15 protein-coding genes and 1 other RNA gene are annotated in these 18,978 nt (G+C 51.0%); 9 read left to right on the top strand and 7 right to left on the bottom strand.

All coding sequences use genetic code 11. The annotated features are described in order from the left end of the window. Positions 1-57 precede the first annotated feature (57 nt). Positions 58-1,443 carry a phosphate ABC transporter permease subunit PstC gene (gene pstC, locus BUF15_RS04100; RefSeq protein WP_073612183.1) on the bottom strand — a complete coding sequence of 462 codons (1,386 nt, stop codon included), beginning with the start codon at positions 1,441-1,443 and terminating at the stop codon, positions 58-60. Between the two features lie 68 nt (positions 1,444-1,511). Next, positions 1,512-2,186, bottom strand: coding sequence for a phosphate signaling complex protein PhoU (gene phoU, locus BUF15_RS04095; protein WP_073612182.1), 675 nt, complete (start codon positions 2,184-2,186; stop codon positions 1,512-1,514). A 281-nt stretch (positions 2,187-2,467) separates the two neighbouring features. On the opposite strand from phoU, the gene BUF15_RS04090 reads away from it, so the two are divergent. The 3 genes from BUF15_RS04090 (at position 2,468) to BUF15_RS04080 (ending at position 6,417) form a co-directional block, all read left to right on the top strand. Continuing rightward, entirely contained in the window at positions 2,468-3,202 is a 735-nt protein-coding gene (locus BUF15_RS04090; RefSeq protein ID WP_073612181.1) for a response regulator transcription factor, read from the top strand. After that, positions 3,199-5,034 (top strand): two-component system histidine kinase PnpS, encoded by a 1,836-nt coding sequence (gene pnpS, locus BUF15_RS04085; protein WP_073612180.1) that lies wholly within the window; start codon positions 3,199-3,201, stop codon positions 5,032-5,034. The genes BUF15_RS04090 and pnpS overlap by 4 nt, the downstream gene beginning before the upstream one ends. Positions 5,035-5,223: 189 nt before the next feature. Further along, a complete protein-coding gene (locus tag BUF15_RS04080; RefSeq protein WP_073612179.1) occupies positions 5,224-6,417 on the top strand; it encodes a PAS domain-containing sensor histidine kinase in 1,194 nt (397 codons plus the stop codon). Here BUF15_RS04080 and BUF15_RS04075 read toward each other — a convergent pair. From BUF15_RS04075 to BUF15_RS04060, 4 genes are all read right to left on the bottom strand, one after another. Beyond that, the gene (locus BUF15_RS04075) at positions 6,336-7,757 is read right to left on the bottom strand and encodes a YihY/virulence factor BrkB family protein (RefSeq protein ID WP_073612178.1); all 1,422 of its coding nucleotides are present in this window, start codon (positions 7,755-7,757) and stop codon (positions 6,336-6,338) included. The two genes, BUF15_RS04080 and BUF15_RS04075, sit on opposite strands and share 82 nt — an antisense overlap. Before the next feature lie 14 nt (positions 7,758-7,771). Continuing rightward, positions 7,772-9,922 (bottom strand): response regulator, encoded by a 2,151-nt coding sequence (locus tag BUF15_RS04070; RefSeq protein ID WP_073612177.1) that lies wholly within the window; start codon positions 9,920-9,922, stop codon positions 7,772-7,774. Next, positions 9,922-10,770 carry an HDOD domain-containing protein gene (locus tag BUF15_RS04065; RefSeq protein WP_073612176.1) on the bottom strand — a complete coding sequence of 283 codons (849 nt, stop codon included), beginning with the start codon at positions 10,768-10,770 and terminating at the stop codon, positions 9,922-9,924. Before BUF15_RS04065 ends, BUF15_RS04070 begins: the two co-directional genes overlap by 1 nt. Positions 10,771-11,111: 341 nt before the next feature. Further along, positions 11,112-12,560: a lytic transglycosylase domain-containing protein gene (locus tag BUF15_RS04060; RefSeq protein ID WP_159441218.1), complete on the bottom strand. Its 1,449-nt coding sequence runs from the start codon at positions 12,558-12,560 to the stop codon at positions 11,112-11,114. Between the two features lie 315 nt (positions 12,561-12,875). On the opposite strand from BUF15_RS04060, the gene BUF15_RS04055 reads away from it, so the two are divergent. From BUF15_RS04055 to tyrS, 6 genes are all read left to right on the top strand, one after another. Then, entirely contained in the window at positions 12,876-13,361 is a 486-nt protein-coding gene (locus BUF15_RS04055; RefSeq protein WP_073612174.1) for an NUDIX hydrolase, read from the top strand. A gap of 324 nt (positions 13,362-13,685) precedes the next feature. After that, on the top strand, positions 13,686-14,048 hold the full coding sequence (locus BUF15_RS04050; RefSeq protein WP_073612173.1) for a hypothetical protein: 363 nt from the start codon (positions 13,686-13,688) through the stop codon (positions 14,046-14,048). Between the two features lie 36 nt (positions 14,049-14,084). Continuing rightward, positions 14,085-14,384 carry a cell division protein ZapA gene (locus tag BUF15_RS04045; RefSeq protein ID WP_073612172.1) on the top strand — a complete coding sequence of 100 codons (300 nt, stop codon included), beginning with the start codon at positions 14,085-14,087 and terminating at the stop codon, positions 14,382-14,384. A 123-nt stretch (positions 14,385-14,507) separates the two neighbouring features. Then, positions 14,508-14,683, top strand: a non-coding RNA gene (gene ssrS, locus BUF15_RS04040) — 6S RNA. A gap of 784 nt (positions 14,684-15,467) precedes the next feature. Further along, entirely contained in the window at positions 15,468-17,033 is a 1,566-nt protein-coding gene (rny, locus tag BUF15_RS04030; RefSeq protein ID WP_073612170.1) for a ribonuclease Y, read from the top strand. A 136-nt stretch (positions 17,034-17,169) separates the two neighbouring features. Continuing rightward, positions 17,170-18,381 (top strand): tyrosine--tRNA ligase, encoded by a 1,212-nt coding sequence (gene tyrS / locus BUF15_RS04025; RefSeq protein ID WP_200802329.1) that lies wholly within the window; start codon positions 17,170-17,172, stop codon positions 18,379-18,381. Between the two features lie 104 nt (positions 18,382-18,485). Here the strand turns inward: tyrS and BUF15_RS04020 are convergent, their stop codons facing one another. After that, on the bottom strand, positions 18,486-18,902 hold the full coding sequence (locus BUF15_RS04020) for a Fur family transcriptional regulator (RefSeq protein WP_234981110.1): 417 nt from the start codon (positions 18,900-18,902) through the stop codon (positions 18,486-18,488). Between the last annotated feature and the right edge of the window lie 76 nt (positions 18,903-18,978).

Genomic DNA, 18,978 nt, shown 5'->3' with positions numbered 1-18,978 from the left:
CGAATATCGTAAATGGAGTTGGTTTTTGTCGTTGATTCGCGCCAGGTCATCCTGGGATCAGTCGTACTGTTCTCTGTATTTACGGACAACCCTGAGGGCTATGAAGTTCAGGATCAGGGTGAAAACAAAGAGCAACAGGCCCAAGGCGAAAGCGGCAAGGGTTTTTGGGCTGTCAAATTCCTGATCGCCCACCAGCAGCGTCACTATCTGGACGGTAACGGTGGTTACTGCTTTTAATGGGTTAAAGGTAAGATTGGCGGAGAGTCCTGCTGCCATGACCACAATCATCGTCTCGCCGATTGCCCGGGATACCGCAAGAAGAACACCGGCGACAATGCCTGGCAGAGCAGCCGGGATAACCACGTTTTTCACGGTCTCGAATTTGGTGGCTCCAAGTCCGTAGGAACCGTCTCGCAGGGCCTGGGGAACGGCGTGGATCACATCGTCGGAGATCGACGAGATAAAGGGAATAATCATGATGCCCATAACAAGGCCCGCAGCGAGTGCACTTTCCGAAGAGACGGAAAGGCCGGCAAATTGACCGATATCGCGGATGAGGGGTGCGACACTTAAAGCCGCGAAGAAGCCGTAGACAACGGTGGGAATACCCGCCAGGATTTCCAGCATCGGCTTAGCAATGGTACGCACGCTGCTATTGGCATATTCTGCTAAATATATGGCGGATAAAAGTCCGATGGGGATGGCCACCATCATGGCGATAAACGAAATGAGAAAGGTGCCGACCATTACCGGCACGGCGCCAAAAGCTCCCGACGAGCCTGCCTGGTCCGCGCGCATTGCAGTCTGCGGACTCCAGTCAAGACCAAAGAGAAAATCAGTGAGCGGTACAGCCTTAAAAAAACGGATAGCTTCAAAGAGCACCGAGAGGATGATGCCGATGGTGGTGAGTATCGCTACAACTGAGCAGCCGATGAGAAAAACCATGGTTACCGACTCCACCAGGTTTCTGGCGCGCAGCTCAGCTTTAATCCAGAAGTAGACCAGGCCGGTGGTGACCAGCATGGTGAAGGTGATCAGATTGAACACCAGGTTCCGGGCACCGGCCTGTAGCTCTGCATAATGTTCAGCGGCGGCCTGAATGGCCGGGTTTACTGAATCAGAAACGATATTACCTTCAACAAAGTTGTGAATATCGTTTAAAATCAGGGTGAACTCGTTGGCTCCCAGCTGCCTCACCTCTTCCGGCAGATTTTTGACGATCATGGAGGTGATGACCGGGGACTCTGCCATCTGCCAGACGGCAAAGACCATCATTGCCGGAATGGCGCATGCCATGGCGGTGAGCACTCCGTAATGGGTCGGAAGGGAATGCAGTGACCGGAGTCCTGAGTGTCGTGTTATGGCCTGTGCTTTCGATCTACCCAGCAGAAATGCAGCTGCGGAGAGGATGAGGATGCATGGCAGGGTGTAGTTATAGAGCATTGGGATGTAATCGTGTTCTCTAAGATAGTTATCGGGATCTTTGTAGTCTCACGCCGTGATTGTCGGGGCTATTGACCTCTGACGATGATACCTTCCACCAGGTGGATGACATCCTCGGCGATGTTGGTTGACCGATCGCCGATACGTTCCAGGTGCCTGGCTAACAGATAGATGTTGATAAGGCAGCCGGGATGCTCAGGGTGCTTCTTGATTCGTTCCCGGACCTTGTCGTAGGCATCCTTCATCATGGTATCCACCTCGTCATCGAGCAGGAAGACCTTTCGTGCCAGTTGAGCGTCGCGATTTACCAGGGCATCGAGACTCATCTTCAGCATGGTGATAACCTTTTCTGACATCCGGCTGTAGTCGTACATCCAGCCCTGGCCATTGGGATAACAGCTGTTGAGGCACTCGGAGATTGTTTTCACCCTGAGGGCGATGGAGACGGCCATGTCACCTATTCGTTCGATTTCGTTGTTGATCTTGATTACGGTGATGATAAACCGCAGATCACTTGCAACTGGCTGGTGAAGGGCGAGGATCTTCAGGCAGTCTTCCTCAATCTCCACCTCCATGTCGTCGATTTCGTAATCGGTGACCAGGATCTTCTGGATGATCTCATCATCCGGGTTGGCGATAACGGATGTGGCCATGCGGACCCGTTCCTCCACCATGGTGCTGAGTTGCATGATTTTTTTTCTAAGCTTGGTCAGCTCATGATGAAAGGTGTAGTATGGTTGCATATTCATTCCTGAAAACGTGATCCTTATAGTGTGTGTTACATATCCATCATCAGACGAGCAACACATTACGGGGCTATTGTTTTTTGTGGGTTAAGAGAACATTAGGATTGCGTTAATCCTCTGGATTGCTCTTGCGGCCTGATAAAAAATACAGAATGTTAATCCCATTCCTGCCAGATGCCGCAGTTTCTGTGTCTGCCAAATTCTGAATGAACTGGCTGGAGTTGCGTCCCTACTGCATGTGACCTCGTTGTCAACTGAACTCAAAGGAAAAGAGAAGAATGGGAAAAGTACATATATTAATCGTTGAAGATGAGGCCGATATCCAGCAGCTGGTGAGCTACAATCTTATTCGGGCAGGTTTTCATGTTACCTGTGCCGATACAGGTGAAGAAGGACTACAGTCGCTGAAGTCGGAGACTATTGACTGCATCCTGCTCGATCTGATGCTGCCAGGCCTCTCCGGTATCGAGGTGTGCACTGAGATAAAAAAAGGACGGGCAAAAGAATTCAGCCACGTTCCCATCATCATGCTGACGGCCAAGGGGGAAGAGGAAGATGTTATCACCGGCCTTGAGTGCGGGGCAGATGATTATATCACCAAACCGTTCAGTCCCAAGGTGCTGATGGCCAGAATCAAGGCGGTGTTGCGGAGGAGTGCGGCGAAGAAAGAGGATTCGGATGACGGGCGTCCCACCATCATCATGGTCGGGAATCTGACCATCAACAAGGGCAAACATCAGGTGCTGTTGGATGATCAGGAGATTCAGCTGACAGCCACCGAATTCGGCATTCTCTCGCTCCTGGCCGGCAAAACCGGCTGGGTTTTTACCCGCCAGCAGATTATAGATTCGGTGCGGGGCTACGATTTCCTCATAACCCCGAGAGCCATTGATGTGCAGATATTTGGGCTCAGGAAAAAGCTGGGAGATGCCGGTGGGATGATCGAGACCGTACGTGGAATCGGCTATCGCTTTAAGAGCCCAGATGATCAGGACGAGGGTCAGGAAATATGAGACCACAAAAACTTATCTGGCAGATTTACCCTTCCACTGTTATCGTGGTGGCGGTTGTAATTCTTGCCGCAACCTGGTATGGCGCAATTGTTTTCCAGGACTTTTTTCTCAAAGAGTCAGAACTTGACCTGGAAGCACGAGCCAGCCTGATTAAATCGAGAGTGTCTGATTATCTTGAGCAGGGCAATATCTTTGCTCTCCGCGAATTCTGTAAGGAGGCAGGCCGTGAATCCGGAACCCGGATCACCATCATCGACCGGGAAGGGGTTGTGCTCGCCGATTCGAATGAAAATCCCGATGTGATGGAGAATCATCACGAGCGGCCCGAGATCCTTGCCGCCTATAGGGGAGAGCGTGGGCGAACGCTCAGATACAGTAAGACGCTGGACCAGAAGATGCTCTATATTGCCCTGCCGCTCAACAGCAAGGCAGAATTGGCGGCAAAGAATGGTGAAGGTGTCGATGTGAACACGGTTATCAGGATGTCGGTGCCGCTCACTTCGCTTGATGAGACCATGCATGGGCTACTGTTCAAGGTTGCCGTGGGGTGTATTATCATTGCTTTTGGCGCAGCACTCCTGGCTCTTTTTGTTTCCAGAAATATCAGTCGTCCGCTTGAGGAGATGACCAGGACAGCCGAACGATTCGCCCGGGGCGATTTCAAGCAGCGTATGACACCCCGTCTCGGTAAAACCTCATCTCGTGAGGTGAGTGCCCTCGCCATGTCAATGGATAAGATGGCAGAGATGCTTGACGAAAAGATCAAGACCATCGTCACCCATCGTAATCAGCTGGAAACCGTTTTCTCCAGTATGGTGGAGGCGGTAATCGCCATCGACCGCGATGAACGGGTGATCAGTATCAACACCGCAGCGGCAGAATTACTGGGGGTCAGTCGTGAGGCGGCACTAGGCAAGGTGGTGCAGGAAATAGTTCGGAACTCGCATCTGCAGGAGCAGGTTCAGAAAATTCTTGGCACACGGGAGTCGGTGGAAGAAGAGATTGTCTTAAAAGAGCCGGGCGGTGACAGGTTTCTGCAGACCAATGTGGTCACCCTTTACGACGGGAAGGGCGAAAGTGTCGGAGTACTGATTGTCATGAATGATGTGACAAAGCTCCGCAGGTTGGAGCGGATTCGCAGCGATTTTGTGGCCAATGTGAGCCATGAGTTGCGGACACCGATCACCTCCATCCGTGGCTATGTCGAGACGCTGCTTGACGGTGCCCTCGATGACCGGGAAGATGCGGTTCGATTTCTGCAGATTGTGCTCCGCCAGTCCCAGCGTTTGAATGCCATTATCGACGACCTGCTGGCACTTTCAAGAATTGAGCAGGAGTCAAACGATGGCTCGGTTCATATGGAAGAGGGGCCTTTATGCTGTGTACTGGAGACGGCGGTGCAGACTTGCCAGGTCAACGCGGACCAGCGTGGGGTGAAGCTTGCCTTCGATTGTCCTGAAGCCGTTGTGGCCATAATGAACGAGACGCTGCTCGAGCAGGCGGTGGTCAATCTGCTGGTCAACGCCATCAAATACAGTAAAGAAGGCGACACTGTCCTTGTTCGGGCCGAGGTGCCTGACGGCGCTCAAGAGAATAGGGTGCGGATATCAGTGAAAGACACCGGCTGCGGGATTTCGCCTGAGCATCTGCCCCGGCTCTTTGAGCGTTTCTATCGCAGTGACAAGGCACGGTCTCGCGAGCTTGGCGGCACAGGGCTCGGTCTTGCCATAGTCAAACACATTGCCGGTACCCATCACGGCCGTATTGATGTGACGAGCCGACTGGGTGAAGGCTCCGAGTTTACCCTGACAATTCCAGGCAGAATGGCCTGAGAACCAGAGTCCACAACACGATTGGTTGGATAAAAGTCCCCGTTTCTTCCTCGACGAATGTCAGGAGGAAACGGGGACTTTGTTTTCAAGTATTGGACATTCAAATTTTCTTTATGCTATTCTTAATGGTGGGCAAAAAAGGGAAGGATCGGTCGGTTATGGAACAGCTGGCAGACAGGGCGGAAAGTAATGGGCGATACCGGAAACGTACATCCGGGAGCAGCGGCTTCCGATCGAGAGATGATTTCAGCGGAGCTGGTCAGTAGAATTCTCGATAGCCTCGACGGTATTGTCTGTGTCTCTGATATCCATACCAATGAAATTCTTTTTGCCAACAGTTATCTGAAAAGAATATTTGGTTTTGATCCCACTGGTCGCAGCTGTCGTGAGCTCATTCATCGCTGTCATGGGGATGGTGGCTCATTCTGCGATAACTCCCGGCTTATTGACAAGGATGGCAAGCCAGGCGGTGTGCTCTATCGCGAATACCAGAATCATTTCAATAAAAAATGGTATGCGGCAAAGGCCCAGGTGCTGGAGTGGACACCCGGTAGGTATGTGCGGTTGGAGATCGCTCTCGATATCACTGAGCAGAAGCGGCTGCAGAGCTTTGTCAAAGAGGCCAGACAGCAGGCGGAGAACGCCATGACGACCAAGAACCGGTTCGTGGCTCTGGTGGCTCATGACTTGAAATCACCCTTCGTTTCAATCCTCGGAATGCTGAAGCGTATTCTCCGAAAAGAGAGCTTTCAGTATGAGGTTCATCGTAGATTTTTGGAAAATATTATCAATAACGGTCAGCGGATGTTGAAGATGATCGACAATCTGCTGGATATGGACCGGCTTCAGACCGGTAAGATCAAGCCGGAACCCTGTTTTTTCGATCTTTCGGAGATGGTTGGGGAAGTTTTCGAAAATTTTGCCCATCTGGCTGAGGTCAAGGAACTGCACTTGACCAACAAGATCCCGGCAGCAACAGAGATCTTTGCCGACAGATATCTCTATTTTGTGGTTCTTAATAACCTCATTTCCAATGCGGTAAAGTTTAGCTTTATTTCTGGAAAAATTGAGGTTTCCTGCGAGGCGGACGATACCAGGGTCCGGTTGATTGTAAAAGACGAAGGGAGGGGCATTCCTGAAAAATACCTCAAGGATATTTTCAGGCCGGATGTGAAAACCACCTCCAAAGGGACCAGTGGTGAAACCGGTTCTGGGCTTGGGTTGCTCTTTTGTCAGCAGATCATGAAGGCCCACGGCGGGACAATCACCATGGAATCGATTGAAGGGAAGGGGGCGACATTTTATGTGGAGCTCTGTTCTTCCTGCAGATTGCCCGGTCCCGACTTCTGGCCTCCCTGTGTCTGCACGCCTGTCGATAAGTGAATAGCCTGTGACAAGACTTCCCTGGTGGCGGCACCGCCCGGGGTGTTTGGGGTTTCCGTACCGAAAATTGCCTTGATGACCGGTCCGTGTCCGAGGACTTCTGCTGGACCGGCCGGCAGCAGGCAACCGGTGGAGTTTGAGATGTGCAGCAATTCCGCCGCCACCAGCTCATCCGTCACCTCTTCCACCAGTACGCTACCATACTCCTCCTGCAGGCTCTCCAAATCTTCCCTCGTGAGCGGTTGGCTTTGGGCATGGGCTATTTGTACTTTCTCCATGATATCCATTGCGGCACTTAACCGACTGGCCGGTTCGGCCGGTACGGGCAGTAGTCGGTAACTTTTCAAATTCTGGCAGGCATATGCCACCTGCGCTCCTGCCAGAACGAACAGCCAGCCGAGATACATCCAGACCAGAAAGAGTGGCAGTGTGGCGAATGAGCCGTAAATGGCGTTGTAGTTGGAGACCCCGATCTGCAGCCGGATATAGGTGTTCTGTACGCCAAACCAGAGGATCGCCGCAAATATCGCTCCCGAAAGTGCTGGAATGGTATGGACTTTGGTGTTGGGAAAGAAAATATAAATGACATAAAAAGTGAGGGCGATAGCGCTGATCGGTACCAGTTTCAGCACCAGGGTCTGGAGCCAGACAAACGGTATCAGCAGCTGGAAGTGCGAGGCCAGGGTGGGGCTGGTGAGAAAGGCTCCGGCCGCGAGCGCGACATTGATGGAGATGGGCATAAGCACGATCAGCATCAGGTAATCAGCTATTTTTCGCATAATCGAGCGGCTCTTTTGCACATTCCAGATAGCATTTAAGGCAAGTTCAATGTTGCCGAAGACCAAAATTACGCTCACAAAAATACCGGCCACACCAAAGGAACCCAGAGTGGCAAAGTTGGTCTTGTCCACATAATCGAAAAGTTGATCGATCGCCCCACGCAGGTGGGCGGTGAGGCCCGAGGGCTTCTGCTTCTCGGCAGTTGCGGGAGATTCGGTTACACCACTCTGCTGGTTCGTCATGTCCATCGGGGAACCACTTTCCTCAAGGGTGGCGATATAGGTGTAGGCCACTTCCCGCAGCTGATTGCTGCCGCCAAGACCTTTTACTACCGCTGTACTCATTGCCAGCACCGGCACCAGGGAGAGGAGGATGGTGTACGTCAATGCGGCTGAGCGCAAGGTCAGCTCGTTCTTATTCATCTCCCGATAGGTGATGAGCAGAAGGCGCACCAGGTCATGGAGGAGGCGAAAGACAATGTTATTGGCCGGCACAGGATCGTTGGCCCAGCGAAGCAGTTTTCCGGGCAGAGGATTGAGTTGTTTTGGGATTGCGTGCATTAGAGTTGCCGTAATTATGATTCGTGCTTGTAGAGCCACTTTTCCAGGACCTGGAAGACCAGTTCCCGCTTGATTGGTTTGGATATGTAATCGGTCATGCCGGCCTCAAGGCAGATCTCGCGGTCGCCTTTCATGGCGTTGGCGGTCATGGCAATAATCGGTATGTCCTTATAGCCCTGGCGGCGGATCTCACGGGTTGCTTCGAGTCCGTCCATTTCCGGCATCTGTACATCCATGAGGATGGTATCGAACGTGTCGGGGGAAGCGGTGTACGTTTCCACTGCCAGTCTGCCGTTTGCCACAACCGTTACCTGGTAGCCTGCTTTAGTAAGCATGATCTTGGCGAGCTTCTGGTTGACAGGGTTGTCCTCGGCAAGCAGTAGTCGAACAGACTGTTTCAGCTCCTCGCGTACCGAGTACTGGGTGACCAGTCGTGTTGATTCTGTTTGTATATCGGGCTGCTGGTCTGAGGAGAGCACACGCGAGAGGGTTTTATAGAGAATTTGCGGTCGGCACGGCTTGGAGAGAAAGGCGGTAAAACCGGCTTCCTTGCAGAGCGCCGCAATCTTTTCATTGGAGGAGGTGTAGGCGAGAAGGGGAATGGTGTTCATCGGACCACCAAGCTGCCGGATCTGTTTGGCCAGTTCGTAGCCGGAAAGCAAGGGCATCCGCAGATCAAGAATGGCAATGTCGTATGGACTTCCCTGTTGTGCCTGTTTCTGCAGTTCGGTAATGACCACTGTGGAGTCAAGCATGGTGGTGACTCGAGCCCCGGTTGCTTCAAGCGCCTTTTTCAAAATCTGATTGTTGGCCTCATTGTCATCAACTACCAGGATGAACTTGCCCTTCAATTCTTGAGGCAGCGTGGGGCGACGCTGGAGAATGGTGGATTTCGGAAGGACTGCGGTGAAATGAAAGGTCGTGCCCTGGCCGATGCGGCTCTCTAGCCAGATCTTGCCGTGCATCAACCCTACGATTTTGCGACTGATGGAAAGACCCAACCCGGTGCCGCCATATTTCCTGGTGGTGGAGCCGTCCGCCTGCTTGAACTCTTCGAAGATGGTATCAAATTTTGAGGAATCAAGGCCGATTCCGGTGTCCCGGATCCAGCAGTGCAGGGTGATTTCGGTCTCGGTTTCGCTATCAACGTCGATGCCCAGTTCGATCTCGCCTTTTTCGGTGAACTTGGCGGCGTTACCCATTAAGTTGATCAGCACCTGGCGGAAACGGCCGGGGTCCCCCTTGACGTTGGCAGGCACGGTATCGCCGATGCGGCAGAGAATCTCAATGGACTTATCCATTATACGGGGCTTGATCAGTTCGCAGACGTCAAATGCGGTGATCTCAGGATCGAAATCAATCTCCTCGAGACTCATCTGGCCTGCTTCGACTTTTGAGAAGTCGAGGATGTCGTTGATAAGGGCCAGAAGCGCTTCACCGCTGCGTTTGATGGTCATGGCGCTGTCGATCTGTTCTTCATCGAGCTGGCTGGTAAGCAGCATATCGGTAAAACCGATGATGCCGTTCATCGGGGTGCGGATCTCGTGGCTCATTGCCGCCAGGAACTGGCTTTTTGCAAGGTTGGCAGCCTCCGCCTCCGCCTTGGATTTGCGTAACTCGCGGGTCTGTTCCCTGATCTCTGACTGTAGCTTTTTGGAATAATTTTCCTGCTGTTCGTGAATGATCTGATAACTTTTCTGGATCTCTACAAGCATCTCCTGATAACGGCTGTCCTGGGCGGAGAGCTTTCTGTTGAACTGTGTTTTCTGGATCTCAAGTCTCTTTTTGGTCTTGGCAAGCTCCGTTGAAGTAAAAAACAGCTCAGTTAACAGGGTAAGTTGTGTCGGGATAAACATGCCATCATCGGCATCGTCTCGGTAGAGCAGACATGTGGCCGTCAGACGGGGGACGGGAAGGAGATAGTATCCGGGAATGTCGGAAGTCACCGCCTTATCCGGGGCCATTTCGTCGTTGATAATAGCTGAGAGGTGCGCAACACGTTCGGCGGGAAAAATGTCGGGAAAAGCAGAGGGAGAATATTCTTTGGCGTTTTCGAGAAAAATGATCGCGAGACCTTTTAATCGCTCTTCGAGAAAGGATTTGAATCGTTCACGTTCCTGTTCATTCCCTGGCAAAGAACCGAGGGCGGTGGGCGGTATGTTCATCAATTCCCCTCACCTTCGTAAAGATCTTTTGCTTTTTCCATTTCTTCGGGAAAATCTTCCAGCAGAACAGTGTACTCGTCGATATTTTCCTGAATATGCTCTATGAGCACCGGTGAAATCTCTGTGGTCACGTCAGGGAGGGTGGTATATCCCTGCTGCGCTGTGAGGTATTCTGCGATCTGCAGAATTCCGGTGAGGCTCTGGGGATCGACATCATCCAGTTGACTATGGTGATCCCGGATCGCCTCCTGGATTAACACAGGCATGCTCCAGTCATGGGTCAAGATAAAGCCTATTTCACAATGGTCCGTCTGAAAGAGTTTCTTCTCCTTTTCCAGCATGCTGGTGGTGGAGGATGCATCCCTGCACACCTCGAGAAAGGTTGCAGAATCGACCTGGTCTTCGACGATTATACCGAAATCATGGAGAATGCCTGTGAGGTAGGCATCATCGCCGTTGATGCCGAAAATACGTTCGGCGACCATTTTACTGCAGATGGATACTGCGGCGCAATGTAGCCAGAGTTTCTGCCGGGAAAAAACGGCACCATCCTTTTGATTGGTGAAGATTGTCTTCAAGGCTTGGGTTACCGCAATGGTGTGCAGGTTTTTCATGCCGAGATAGGCGATAGCACGGGCGATGGAGTCGACTTTGTGGAGGAGTCCATAGAACGGACTGTTGACCAGTTTTAAGAGCCGTGCCACCAGAATAGGGTCCATCTTTATGACATCTTCGAACTCTTTCATGGTGGTGTTGCTGTCGGCCATCAGTCCTGACAGTTTGGTGACGACGTGGGGCAGGGTCTGAACAGCGCTGAATTTCGCGATCAACTCGTTGGCGGCAGACATGGCACTCCTTGCTCCTTGTAGCGGTAGAATTGGTGATCAGCTAACGAACAGAGGTCGTGTTACAGATTCAGGTATGACCTTAATCCACGCAAAAACGGAACGGGTGGCTCATGGTCTTACACCATCCCAGAAGTACTATTGGGCAAACTCAACCGGGACGTTGCTTGCCTGCCTGTCACGAGATGTTTTGACAACTATAGCAGAAATTACCTGCAGTTGAAGGTGTTGTTGGCAAATTATGCAAATTTTATGAAAAAAAAACGAAATAAAGACAGTTATGAGGGGCGCTTCGGAGCGGCAGAAACTTAATGTGAGAGGGGAGCAGTGGGACAGGATGAGGCTTAGTTAGCACTTATTCGTTCGATTTTGCTGGTCTCGGCGGAGAGGACGAGCGGCGTTCCAGAAGGAGGACCTTTGGTGCTGCCCGGGGGAGATTTTTTCACCTGTTTACTTTGTGTTGCGGCGAGGGTGGGAGATCGTACCGATGATGTTTTGGCGGATGTTAGTGGCGGAATACGCAGTTTTTGGCCAATACGGATTTTTGCATTATGTGGCAGACCGTTGGCGGCGGCCAGCACTTTTACGCTCAAGCCATGGCGGGCGGCGATTCGGGTGAGTGTCTCTCCCGGCTTGACCTGATGATATTTGTCGCGAATCTGGCTGCTCCGAAAATATGATCTCGGTACGTTTGTCACCAGGCTTCTGATATTCTTGTCAGCCGGTAGTCGAAGCGGGTAGCCGCTAGGCAAAAGTTTTTTGCCACTATAGACTGCTGGAAGAAGAGCAGGGTTGTACTGCTTGATAGTGTTGTCGGACAGTCGAAAATGGCGTCGGACCTCATTGATGTGGATGTGGCCCGGCAGTGTGTATTCGACAAACTGGACGGGGCGTTCGAGCCTGACCTGCTGGGATGACTCCAGTTTTTTTGCGACATGCATGGCAGCCAGGAATTCGGCGTAAAAATTCTGTGAGGCAAAGCCAAAATTGCCTTCGCGGTATTCTAAAAAGATGCGTTCGTATCCGCCTTTAGCTTCACGAGCGCGCACAATTCCGGCGGTGCCGTAATTGTAGGCGGTGAGGGCCAGCGGCCAGCTACCCAGCTTTTCGTATCCATCCCGAAGGTATCTGGCGGCGGCTTCGGCCGCGATAAATGGGTCGCTGCGTTCGTCGACAGCATCGTCGATACGCATATATTGCTTACCGGTGCCCAGAGTAAACTGCCAGATGCCGGAAGCACCAGCCTTGCTGTAGGCCTCTGTGTTAAACGATGATTCAACGTGCGGAAGATAGGCAAGCTCTGAGGGAAGTCCACTGGCCTTGAAGATGGCCCTGATCCCGCTCATATATCGCCCGGAACGGACCACCCCCTCGTAAAATCGTTCTTTCTGGCCAATCTGTGATCGAATCGATTCGGCGGCAAGTGCCATGCGCTGCCTGCTGCCGCTCCCTTTAAACATTCGGGCAACCCGTTGCTCCGAGGGTGTTGAAGGGGCCTTGCCGGCTGCAAGGTTTTGCAGTATCCTCTCATACTTTTCTGTGGTGATGGTGACCATGGCCTTGTTGACCCTGGATGCGGCTGGAAGTTCTCGATCCATCAGCTGCACAACCTCATAGACTTTGGAGAGATCGTTACGGTCATGGATGATGGCGGAGTTGATGGAATAGGTCGAATAGACCTTTTCCCAGAAGGCAACGTTGGTCCTTATGGCAGGGTAATTTGGGAAAAGATCCGCAGCAGAGACTGAAACAGCGCCACAGAGTGTAAAGAAAAAAAAGAGGAAAGGCGCCAATGATCGTGCTGCAATTCCTTGAGTGTGCCAAAAAAGAAAACCTGGGTACATAGGGCAGTGCTCGATACGAGAGATAGGGACGCGCTCAAATGTTGGAAACTCAATGGCGCTGGTATGCAGGATATTGACACTATCTGGTCGGTGGCTTTTTGGGACTCCGATTGCAGCCCTCGATCCTTCTCAGTGTTTAGGCCCTGCTGTACATCGAATAAACAATGTCATTCACTATAGCATAACTCATGGCCACCCGGAACAGTTTTTCCCCGATATTCGGCAGTTCCGGCTGAAGGCTTTGCGCATAAAAAGGAGTATTCTGTGTACACACCAATAGTTGGGACGCTAGGGTACATATTGTCACCCGACAGGAAAAAAACGTTGCTGGTTCATCGTAATAAACGAGATAACGACCAGCATCTCGGAAAATATAATGGACTGGGCGGTAAAATGGAGCCAGGGGAAGACGTCTTTCAATGTCTTGCCCGGGAGATCGGTGAAGAGGCGGGCATTGTCTGTGTCGAAACGGTGTTGAGGGGGACTATCAACTGGACCGGTTTTGGACCAAACGGCGAGGACTGGCTCGGCTTTATTTTTCGCATTGACCGTTTCGAAGGGGAGCCTTACCAGGGCAACGAGGAGGGTGATCTCAGCTGGGTTGAGGTCGACCGGCTGCTTGAACTGCCAATGTGGGAGGGGGATAAATTTTTCTTACCATTGGTGTTTGACGATGATCCTCGGATATTTCATGGCTATATGCCATATGAAAATGCCAGGCCCCTCAGCTGGAAGTATACCCGGTTGTAAAAGAGGTGTTGGTGGCGCACGATTCCCGCTTGCGGAACAAGCGGCGCATGGTATAGTCAGCAAAAATTAACGGACCAGACTCATTGCATCGACCATGCTTGGCGCATTGGACATTTTCATGAGTGAAAACGAATGGCTGTTGATGCGCTGCATTGCTTTGAACACCTCTTTGTTGGGCCTGTTTTCGATAAGAAAAAGGGCATTGATAAGGGTGAGAAGGTGTCAGGTTCTTTGAGCCGGGACGAAAGAAGCGTTTGCCGTTGTAATGCGTAACAGGAAAGAATTACCAGAAAACATGAGTATCCTATGAACAGGAGTGATGATATGAATAGTGAAAACGAACTGAAACGTCTGGAGAGTTTTGTTGCAAAATTATTGAAAAGCTTCCAGGATCTGAAAGAAGAGAATGGCCGGTTGACTCAGGACTTGCAAGATCGGGATGAAACCATCGTCAACCTCAAAGCACAGCTGGCAGATAATGATAACGAGCGTGTAGAGATCAGCAGCCGGGTCAGCAACATCCTTGAGCAGATTGAAGAGTGGGAGATTAATCTTGGCGAGGAAGTGTTTGATGAGGATGAACCTCACGTTGACTCCAGCCGCCAGGGTAATCTCTTCAGCTCGATGAAAAACGAGGCTGCAGAGTCGGGTCAGGAGTCAGAAAAACAGGCCGGTTACGGCGAATAAGCAGGTCAACGTTCATCATAGCGGATAAGGAGCGTAATGTCAGGGTCGGAACGTCTGGTCAGGTTCGAGCTTCTCGGGCAGGAGTTTCAGTTCTATACCGCTACCGGCGAAAGGGAGATGGAAGAAATACTCTCTCTCGTGCGACAAGAGGTGGAAGGGGACGGGAATTCGCGGCGCGGCAATGTGCCTGCCAGTAAAGTGGCTGTTATGGCTTGCCTGAATATCGCTTTGAAATATGTGCAATTAAAACAAGAGTATGAAAAGTATCGTTTTGATAATGATACCCGTGCTGCCCAGTTGAGCGAAGAGATTCGTACCCGCCTTGTTTCCGAGTGATACAGGGTTGTATATTTTGTTTTCGTTTAACGGAAAGTCTGCTATACTGGAACAGTAGTATTAAATAGATAAATGAGTAAAAAATAGAGTGATTCTACCACTCACGGAAGTAGAATCGGCAATTTTTCCCTGCGCTGTTGGTGATTGACAGAGTGTGTTGAGCCAACTCCCAAAAAAAGGGCATCTCCACTGGACGATTAAGGAAAATCCTTTTAGGAATTCCCTGAAGCGGACATGAGTTCTGCCCACCTAATTCATTAGGTTTAACTGACCTGCCGACACGGCAGTGCGGGGAAGTTAATGTCTCAAAGCGGATATGCAGTCGTTCGCTTTGTTTATATATTGTCAACTTCGTAAACATCCAGAAAAATCAGCGACTCATTATGTTGCACGTCGGTTGTCTCGTGTGTGGATGGGGAAGTTGGGGTTTTTGCGGATTTGGCATATATCCGGGTTGTGACAACATTGGCGAAAGCCTTTGACCTGGCTGAATCAGAGAAGACTGGGTGCGGCAGGAATGCTGTTTGAAAGAGTAGAGAAACGATAAGGAAGCAGGTTAGCTTTTTCAGATATCTGTTTTTGCGTGTCGGATCAAACGGCACGAAAAGAATATATCGCTCGTGCGGTAAGCAGAATTTTCGGAGAGTTTGCGGTGCACAGGTTACAGCCATAAGCATTATCGGTTGAGCTGTGTTTCAGCTACGATGAACATGGAGGACGTTATTTCGTTGTCAATTTAAGACTATGAATGATAATGGCAGGGCTGCTCGACTGTTGTAAACAGTTGTGGCTGCGCTGGCCAGATGTTCTCCGACCTCTCCAGAACCCGGCATAAATCAGGCCGTGGATGTTTTCTACACGCCGGTGTGTTCCCGGTCTGGTCGCTTTTGTGACCGGGCAAGGTATCCGAATCATTGGGTCCATGCCGATTTTCTCGGCAATTGTCCCTGAATGGGCTGTGAGTCTTGCAGTTATTGCACAACGGCTCGTGTCCTGTATCCTCCACCCCACCTCGTTTCCTCATTTCCTACGACGTTCATTCCCTCCTGTATCTCCAGTTACTGCATATAACAGGAATCTTTCATGAGCGTATTGAATCATCCGTCGCTGTTTCTTTTTCTCGGGCTGTGTTTCGGAGCTGCTATCGGTTACTTGCTCCGGAAACAGTTTATTGAAGGGCATCAGCGCAATATCCAGGCCCAGAGTCGGCAAATTATCGAGACGGCCATCGTTGAGGCTGAACAATTAAAGAAGGAAGCCATACTTCAGAGTAAGGAAGAGGTGTATCAGGTCAAGCAGGCTCTGGAAAAAGAGTTGAAGGCTGACCGTGAGGAGTTGAAAGACGAAGAACGGCAATTGGCGAAGAAGCGGGAAAACCTGAAAAAAGAGTGGGATACCCTCGAGAAAAAGACGCGGGATTTACAGCAATCTGAAGAGAAGCTCAAAGATAAGGAAGTCAGCATCGAGGAAAAAAACAGAGAGGTTGATGACCTGTTAGCCAAGCAGCGTTATGAAATGGCGCGAATTGCCGGGATCAGTCAGGAAGAAGCGAAAAAGATGCTGATGGATTCCATGGAGAGTGAGGCCAGGATGGAAGCGGCTAAACGGCTGGCCCGCATAGAGAATGAAGCGAAAATGGAGGCTGACCGCAAGGCAAAAAATATTATCGCTCTCGCTATCTCCCGTTATGCCGGTGACTATGTGGCTGACAAAACGGTTTCCATGGTACCCCTGCCAAATGATGAAATGAAAGGGCGAATCATTGGCCGTGAAGGCCGGAATATCCGGGCAATAGAAGCGGCTACTGGCATCGATATCATAATCGATGATACCCCTGAGGCGGTAATCCTCTCCGGCTTCAACCCTGTTCGCAGGGAAGTGGCTCGTCTGGCCCTTCTACAGTTGATAGGTGACGGCAGGATTCATCCTGGCCGTATCGAAGAAGTGGTCAACAAGGTGACCAACGAGCTTGAGGTGACGATTCGTGAGGCCGGCGAGCAGGCTACGTTCGACGTGGGTGCCCATGGTGTTCATCTGGAATTGATCAAACTCCTGGGACGATTGCGCTATCGGACCAGCTATGGGCAGAATGTTCTTCAGCATTCGCTTGAAGTGGCTTTTCTTTGCGGCATCATGGCTTCCGAACTGGGACTTGATGTCAAGATGGCCAAAAGAGCTGGACTGCTCCATGATATCGGCAAGGCTGTTGACCATGAAGTCGAAGGGTCCCATGCTATTATCGGCCGTGACCTTGCCCGCAAATATGGCGAGGCTGACGATATCGTGTATGCCATCGGCGCCCATCATGAGGACCAGCCGCCCCAGAGCGTGCTCGATGTACTGGTTCAGTCTGCCGATGCTCTGTCCGGTGCGCGACCAGGTGCGAGAAAAGAGATGCTTCAGAGTTATGTTAAGCGCCTTGAGGATCTTGAGAACATTGCCAACTCTTGTCCGGGAGTTGACAAATCTTATGCAATTCAGGCTGGTCGTGATCTTCGCATCATTGTTGACGCCAATAAGATCAGTGACGAGGCGGCAATTCTGATGAGTCAGGACATTGCCCGTTCGGTTGAAGAAAAGTTAACGTACCCAGGACAGATACGGGTTACCGTTATCCGGGAAACGCGGGCAGTGGAATACGCGAAGTAAGAGACGTGCATTACGTCCAAGAAGCTTGCATGATCATTCATCAAGGGAAGCAGGATTGGTGCCTTAGGTAGCTCTAGGGAACACGTACAGAGTAGGCACGGCAAATAACGAGAGAGACGACAAGGCGATAGGAATGATGATTGCGATTGAGGAACAGCTGGAGTTGATTGAGCGCGGGGCGGTGGATCTGGTGTCCCGCGAGGAGTTGATTAAAAAGTTAAAAAAATCTGCGGAAACCGGAGTGCCATTGAAGGTCAAGGCAGGTTTTGACCCAACAGCCCCGGACCTGCATCTTGGCCACACTGTGCTGTTGCAGAAATTGAAGCATTTTCAGGATCTTGGTCATGATGTCTATTTTTTGATCGGCGATTTCACCGGTATGATCGGTGACCCAACCGGTAAATCAGAGACGAGAAAAGCCTTGACTCCTGAAGATGTAGCTCGCAATGCCGAAAGCTACAAAGATCAGGTTTTCCGCATCCTTGATCCAGAGAAGACCAGAGTCGTTTTCAACTCCACCTGGCTTGGCCAATTGACCTCGTATGACATGATCAGGCTCGCCTCCCAGCTCACCGTGGCCCGGATGCTTGAGCGAGAGGATTTCCGCACCCGCTTTGACAACGGCAAGCCTATTTCTATCCATGAGTTCATGTACCCGTTGATTCAGGGCTACGATTCCGTGGCTATGGAAGCTGATGTCGAATTGGGTGGTACCGATCAGCTCTTCAACGTTTTGATGGGCCGTGACCTTCAGCGTTCACGAGGTCAGGAGCCGCAGGTGGTGTTGACTATGCCGTTGCTCGAAGGTTTGGACGGCGTCAACAAAATGAGCAAGTCACTTGGCAACTATATCGGCATTACCGAGCCGGCAAACGATATTTACGGCAAAGTCCTTTCCATCTCCGATGAATTGATGTTCCGTTACTTTGAGCTGCTAAGCGATCTGACCAATAGCGAGATTGCGGCGTTGAAAGCGGGAATTGAAAGTGGTGAACTGCATCCCAAGGAAGTGAAAAAACAACTTGCCCGTGAACTGACGGCGCGATTCCATGGTGCTGATGCGGCAGTGGCGGCAGAGGAGAATTTTGAGGAAGTCTTTCGTAAAGGCGGACTGCCAGATGATATCCCAGAAGTTGCCTTCACAGCAAGCGAACCGGTGTGGATTCCACAGCTGCTTATGGATGCCGATCTGGTGAGTTCCACCTCAGATGGCCGTAGGATGATCAAGCAGAATGCTGTCAGTATTGACGGGGAAAAGATTACCGATCTGAACGGCACGGTTGAGCCGAAAGGTGAGCTGCTGATCAAGGTTGGGAAACGACGATTTTGCCGGGTGAAGTTCAACTGAAAAGTGCTTCATGCTCCTCTGGGCGCAAGAAAAGAAAAAAAGGGGTCACTGCCGGATACGGCAGTGACCCCTTTTTTGGTTCGAGACGCAAAGATGATGCTGGATCAGTCAGGTTTTTTGGCAAGACAGCTGTGGCAAAAACCGGAGAATTCGATGTGGTGACCGAGTACCTTGTAGCTGCTGGCAGCAGTAGCTGCCTGATTGATGTGTTCCTGCAACGGGATGTCGATGTCATCCACCTTGCCGCAGGCGGAGCAACGGATATGGTAATGCGGGTCGACGGTGGCATCGAAACGTTTTTGGGTTCCACCAACTTCAAGCTTGAGGATGACACCGCTATCCGCAAGGAGCTCCAGATTGCGGTAGACAGTGCCCAACCCGATTCGCGGCAGCCGTTTACGTACCATATCGTAGACTTCATTAGCGGTCGGATGGCATGTTACTTTCCCGAGTTCCTCAAGGATGATCTGCCGTTGGGTGGTCAATCGCATGTTTGGTAATGATTCCATCATATTTTCCATGATATTAGCCCCTGTCTGTAGGAAATTTTATTATCTGGTATATTATCTCAGTCTGGAAAATATACAACGGAAATCT

Origin of the sequence: Desulfopila aestuarii DSM 18488 (genome assembly GCF_900143695.1) — a bacterium.
GTDB lineage: Bacteria > Desulfobacterota > Desulfobulbia > Desulfobulbales > Desulfocapsaceae > Desulfopila > Desulfopila aestuarii.
This window is presented reverse-complemented; position numbering and strand designations above follow the sequence as displayed.

What these genes read in the sequence shown, in the direction of transcription:
- pstC (WP_073612183.1), bottom strand. Translation starts at nt 1,443, where the DNA reads ATGCTCTATAACTACACCCTGCCATGCATCCTCATCCTCTCCGCAGCT.
- phoU (WP_073612182.1), bottom strand. Translation starts at nt 2,186, where the DNA reads ATGCAACCATACTACACCTTTCATCATGAGCTGACCAAGCTTAGAAAA.
- BUF15_RS04090 (WP_073612181.1), top strand. Translation starts at nt 2,468, where the DNA reads ATGGGAAAAGTACATATATTAATCGTTGAAGATGAGGCCGATATCCAG.
- pnpS (WP_073612180.1), top strand. Translation starts at nt 3,199, where the DNA reads ATGAGACCACAAAAACTTATCTGGCAGATTTACCCTTCCACTGTTATC.
- BUF15_RS04080 (WP_073612179.1), top strand. Translation starts at nt 5,224, where the DNA reads ATGGGCGATACCGGAAACGTACATCCGGGAGCAGCGGCTTCCGATCGA.
- BUF15_RS04075 (WP_073612178.1), bottom strand. Translation starts at nt 7,757, where the DNA reads ATGCACGCAATCCCAAAACAACTCAATCCTCTGCCCGGAAAACTGCTT.
- BUF15_RS04070 (WP_073612177.1), bottom strand. Translation starts at nt 9,922, where the DNA reads ATGAACATACCGCCCACCGCCCTCGGTTCTTTGCCAGGGAATGAACAG.
- BUF15_RS04065 (WP_073612176.1), bottom strand. Translation starts at nt 10,770, where the DNA reads ATGTCTGCCGCCAACGAGTTGATCGCGAAATTCAGCGCTGTTCAGACC.
- BUF15_RS04050 (WP_073612173.1), top strand. Translation starts at nt 13,686, where the DNA reads ATGAATAGTGAAAACGAACTGAAACGTCTGGAGAGTTTTGTTGCAAAA.
- BUF15_RS04045 (WP_073612172.1), top strand. Translation starts at nt 14,085, where the DNA reads ATGTCAGGGTCGGAACGTCTGGTCAGGTTCGAGCTTCTCGGGCAGGAG.
- rny (WP_073612170.1), top strand. Translation starts at nt 15,468, where the DNA reads ATGAGCGTATTGAATCATCCGTCGCTGTTTCTTTTTCTCGGGCTGTGT.
- tyrS (WP_200802329.1), top strand. Translation starts at nt 17,170, where the DNA reads ATGATTGCGATTGAGGAACAGCTGGAGTTGATTGAGCGCGGGGCGGTG.
- BUF15_RS04020 (WP_234981110.1), bottom strand. Translation starts at nt 18,902, where the DNA reads ATGGAAAATATGATGGAATCATTACCAAACATGCGATTGACCACCCAA.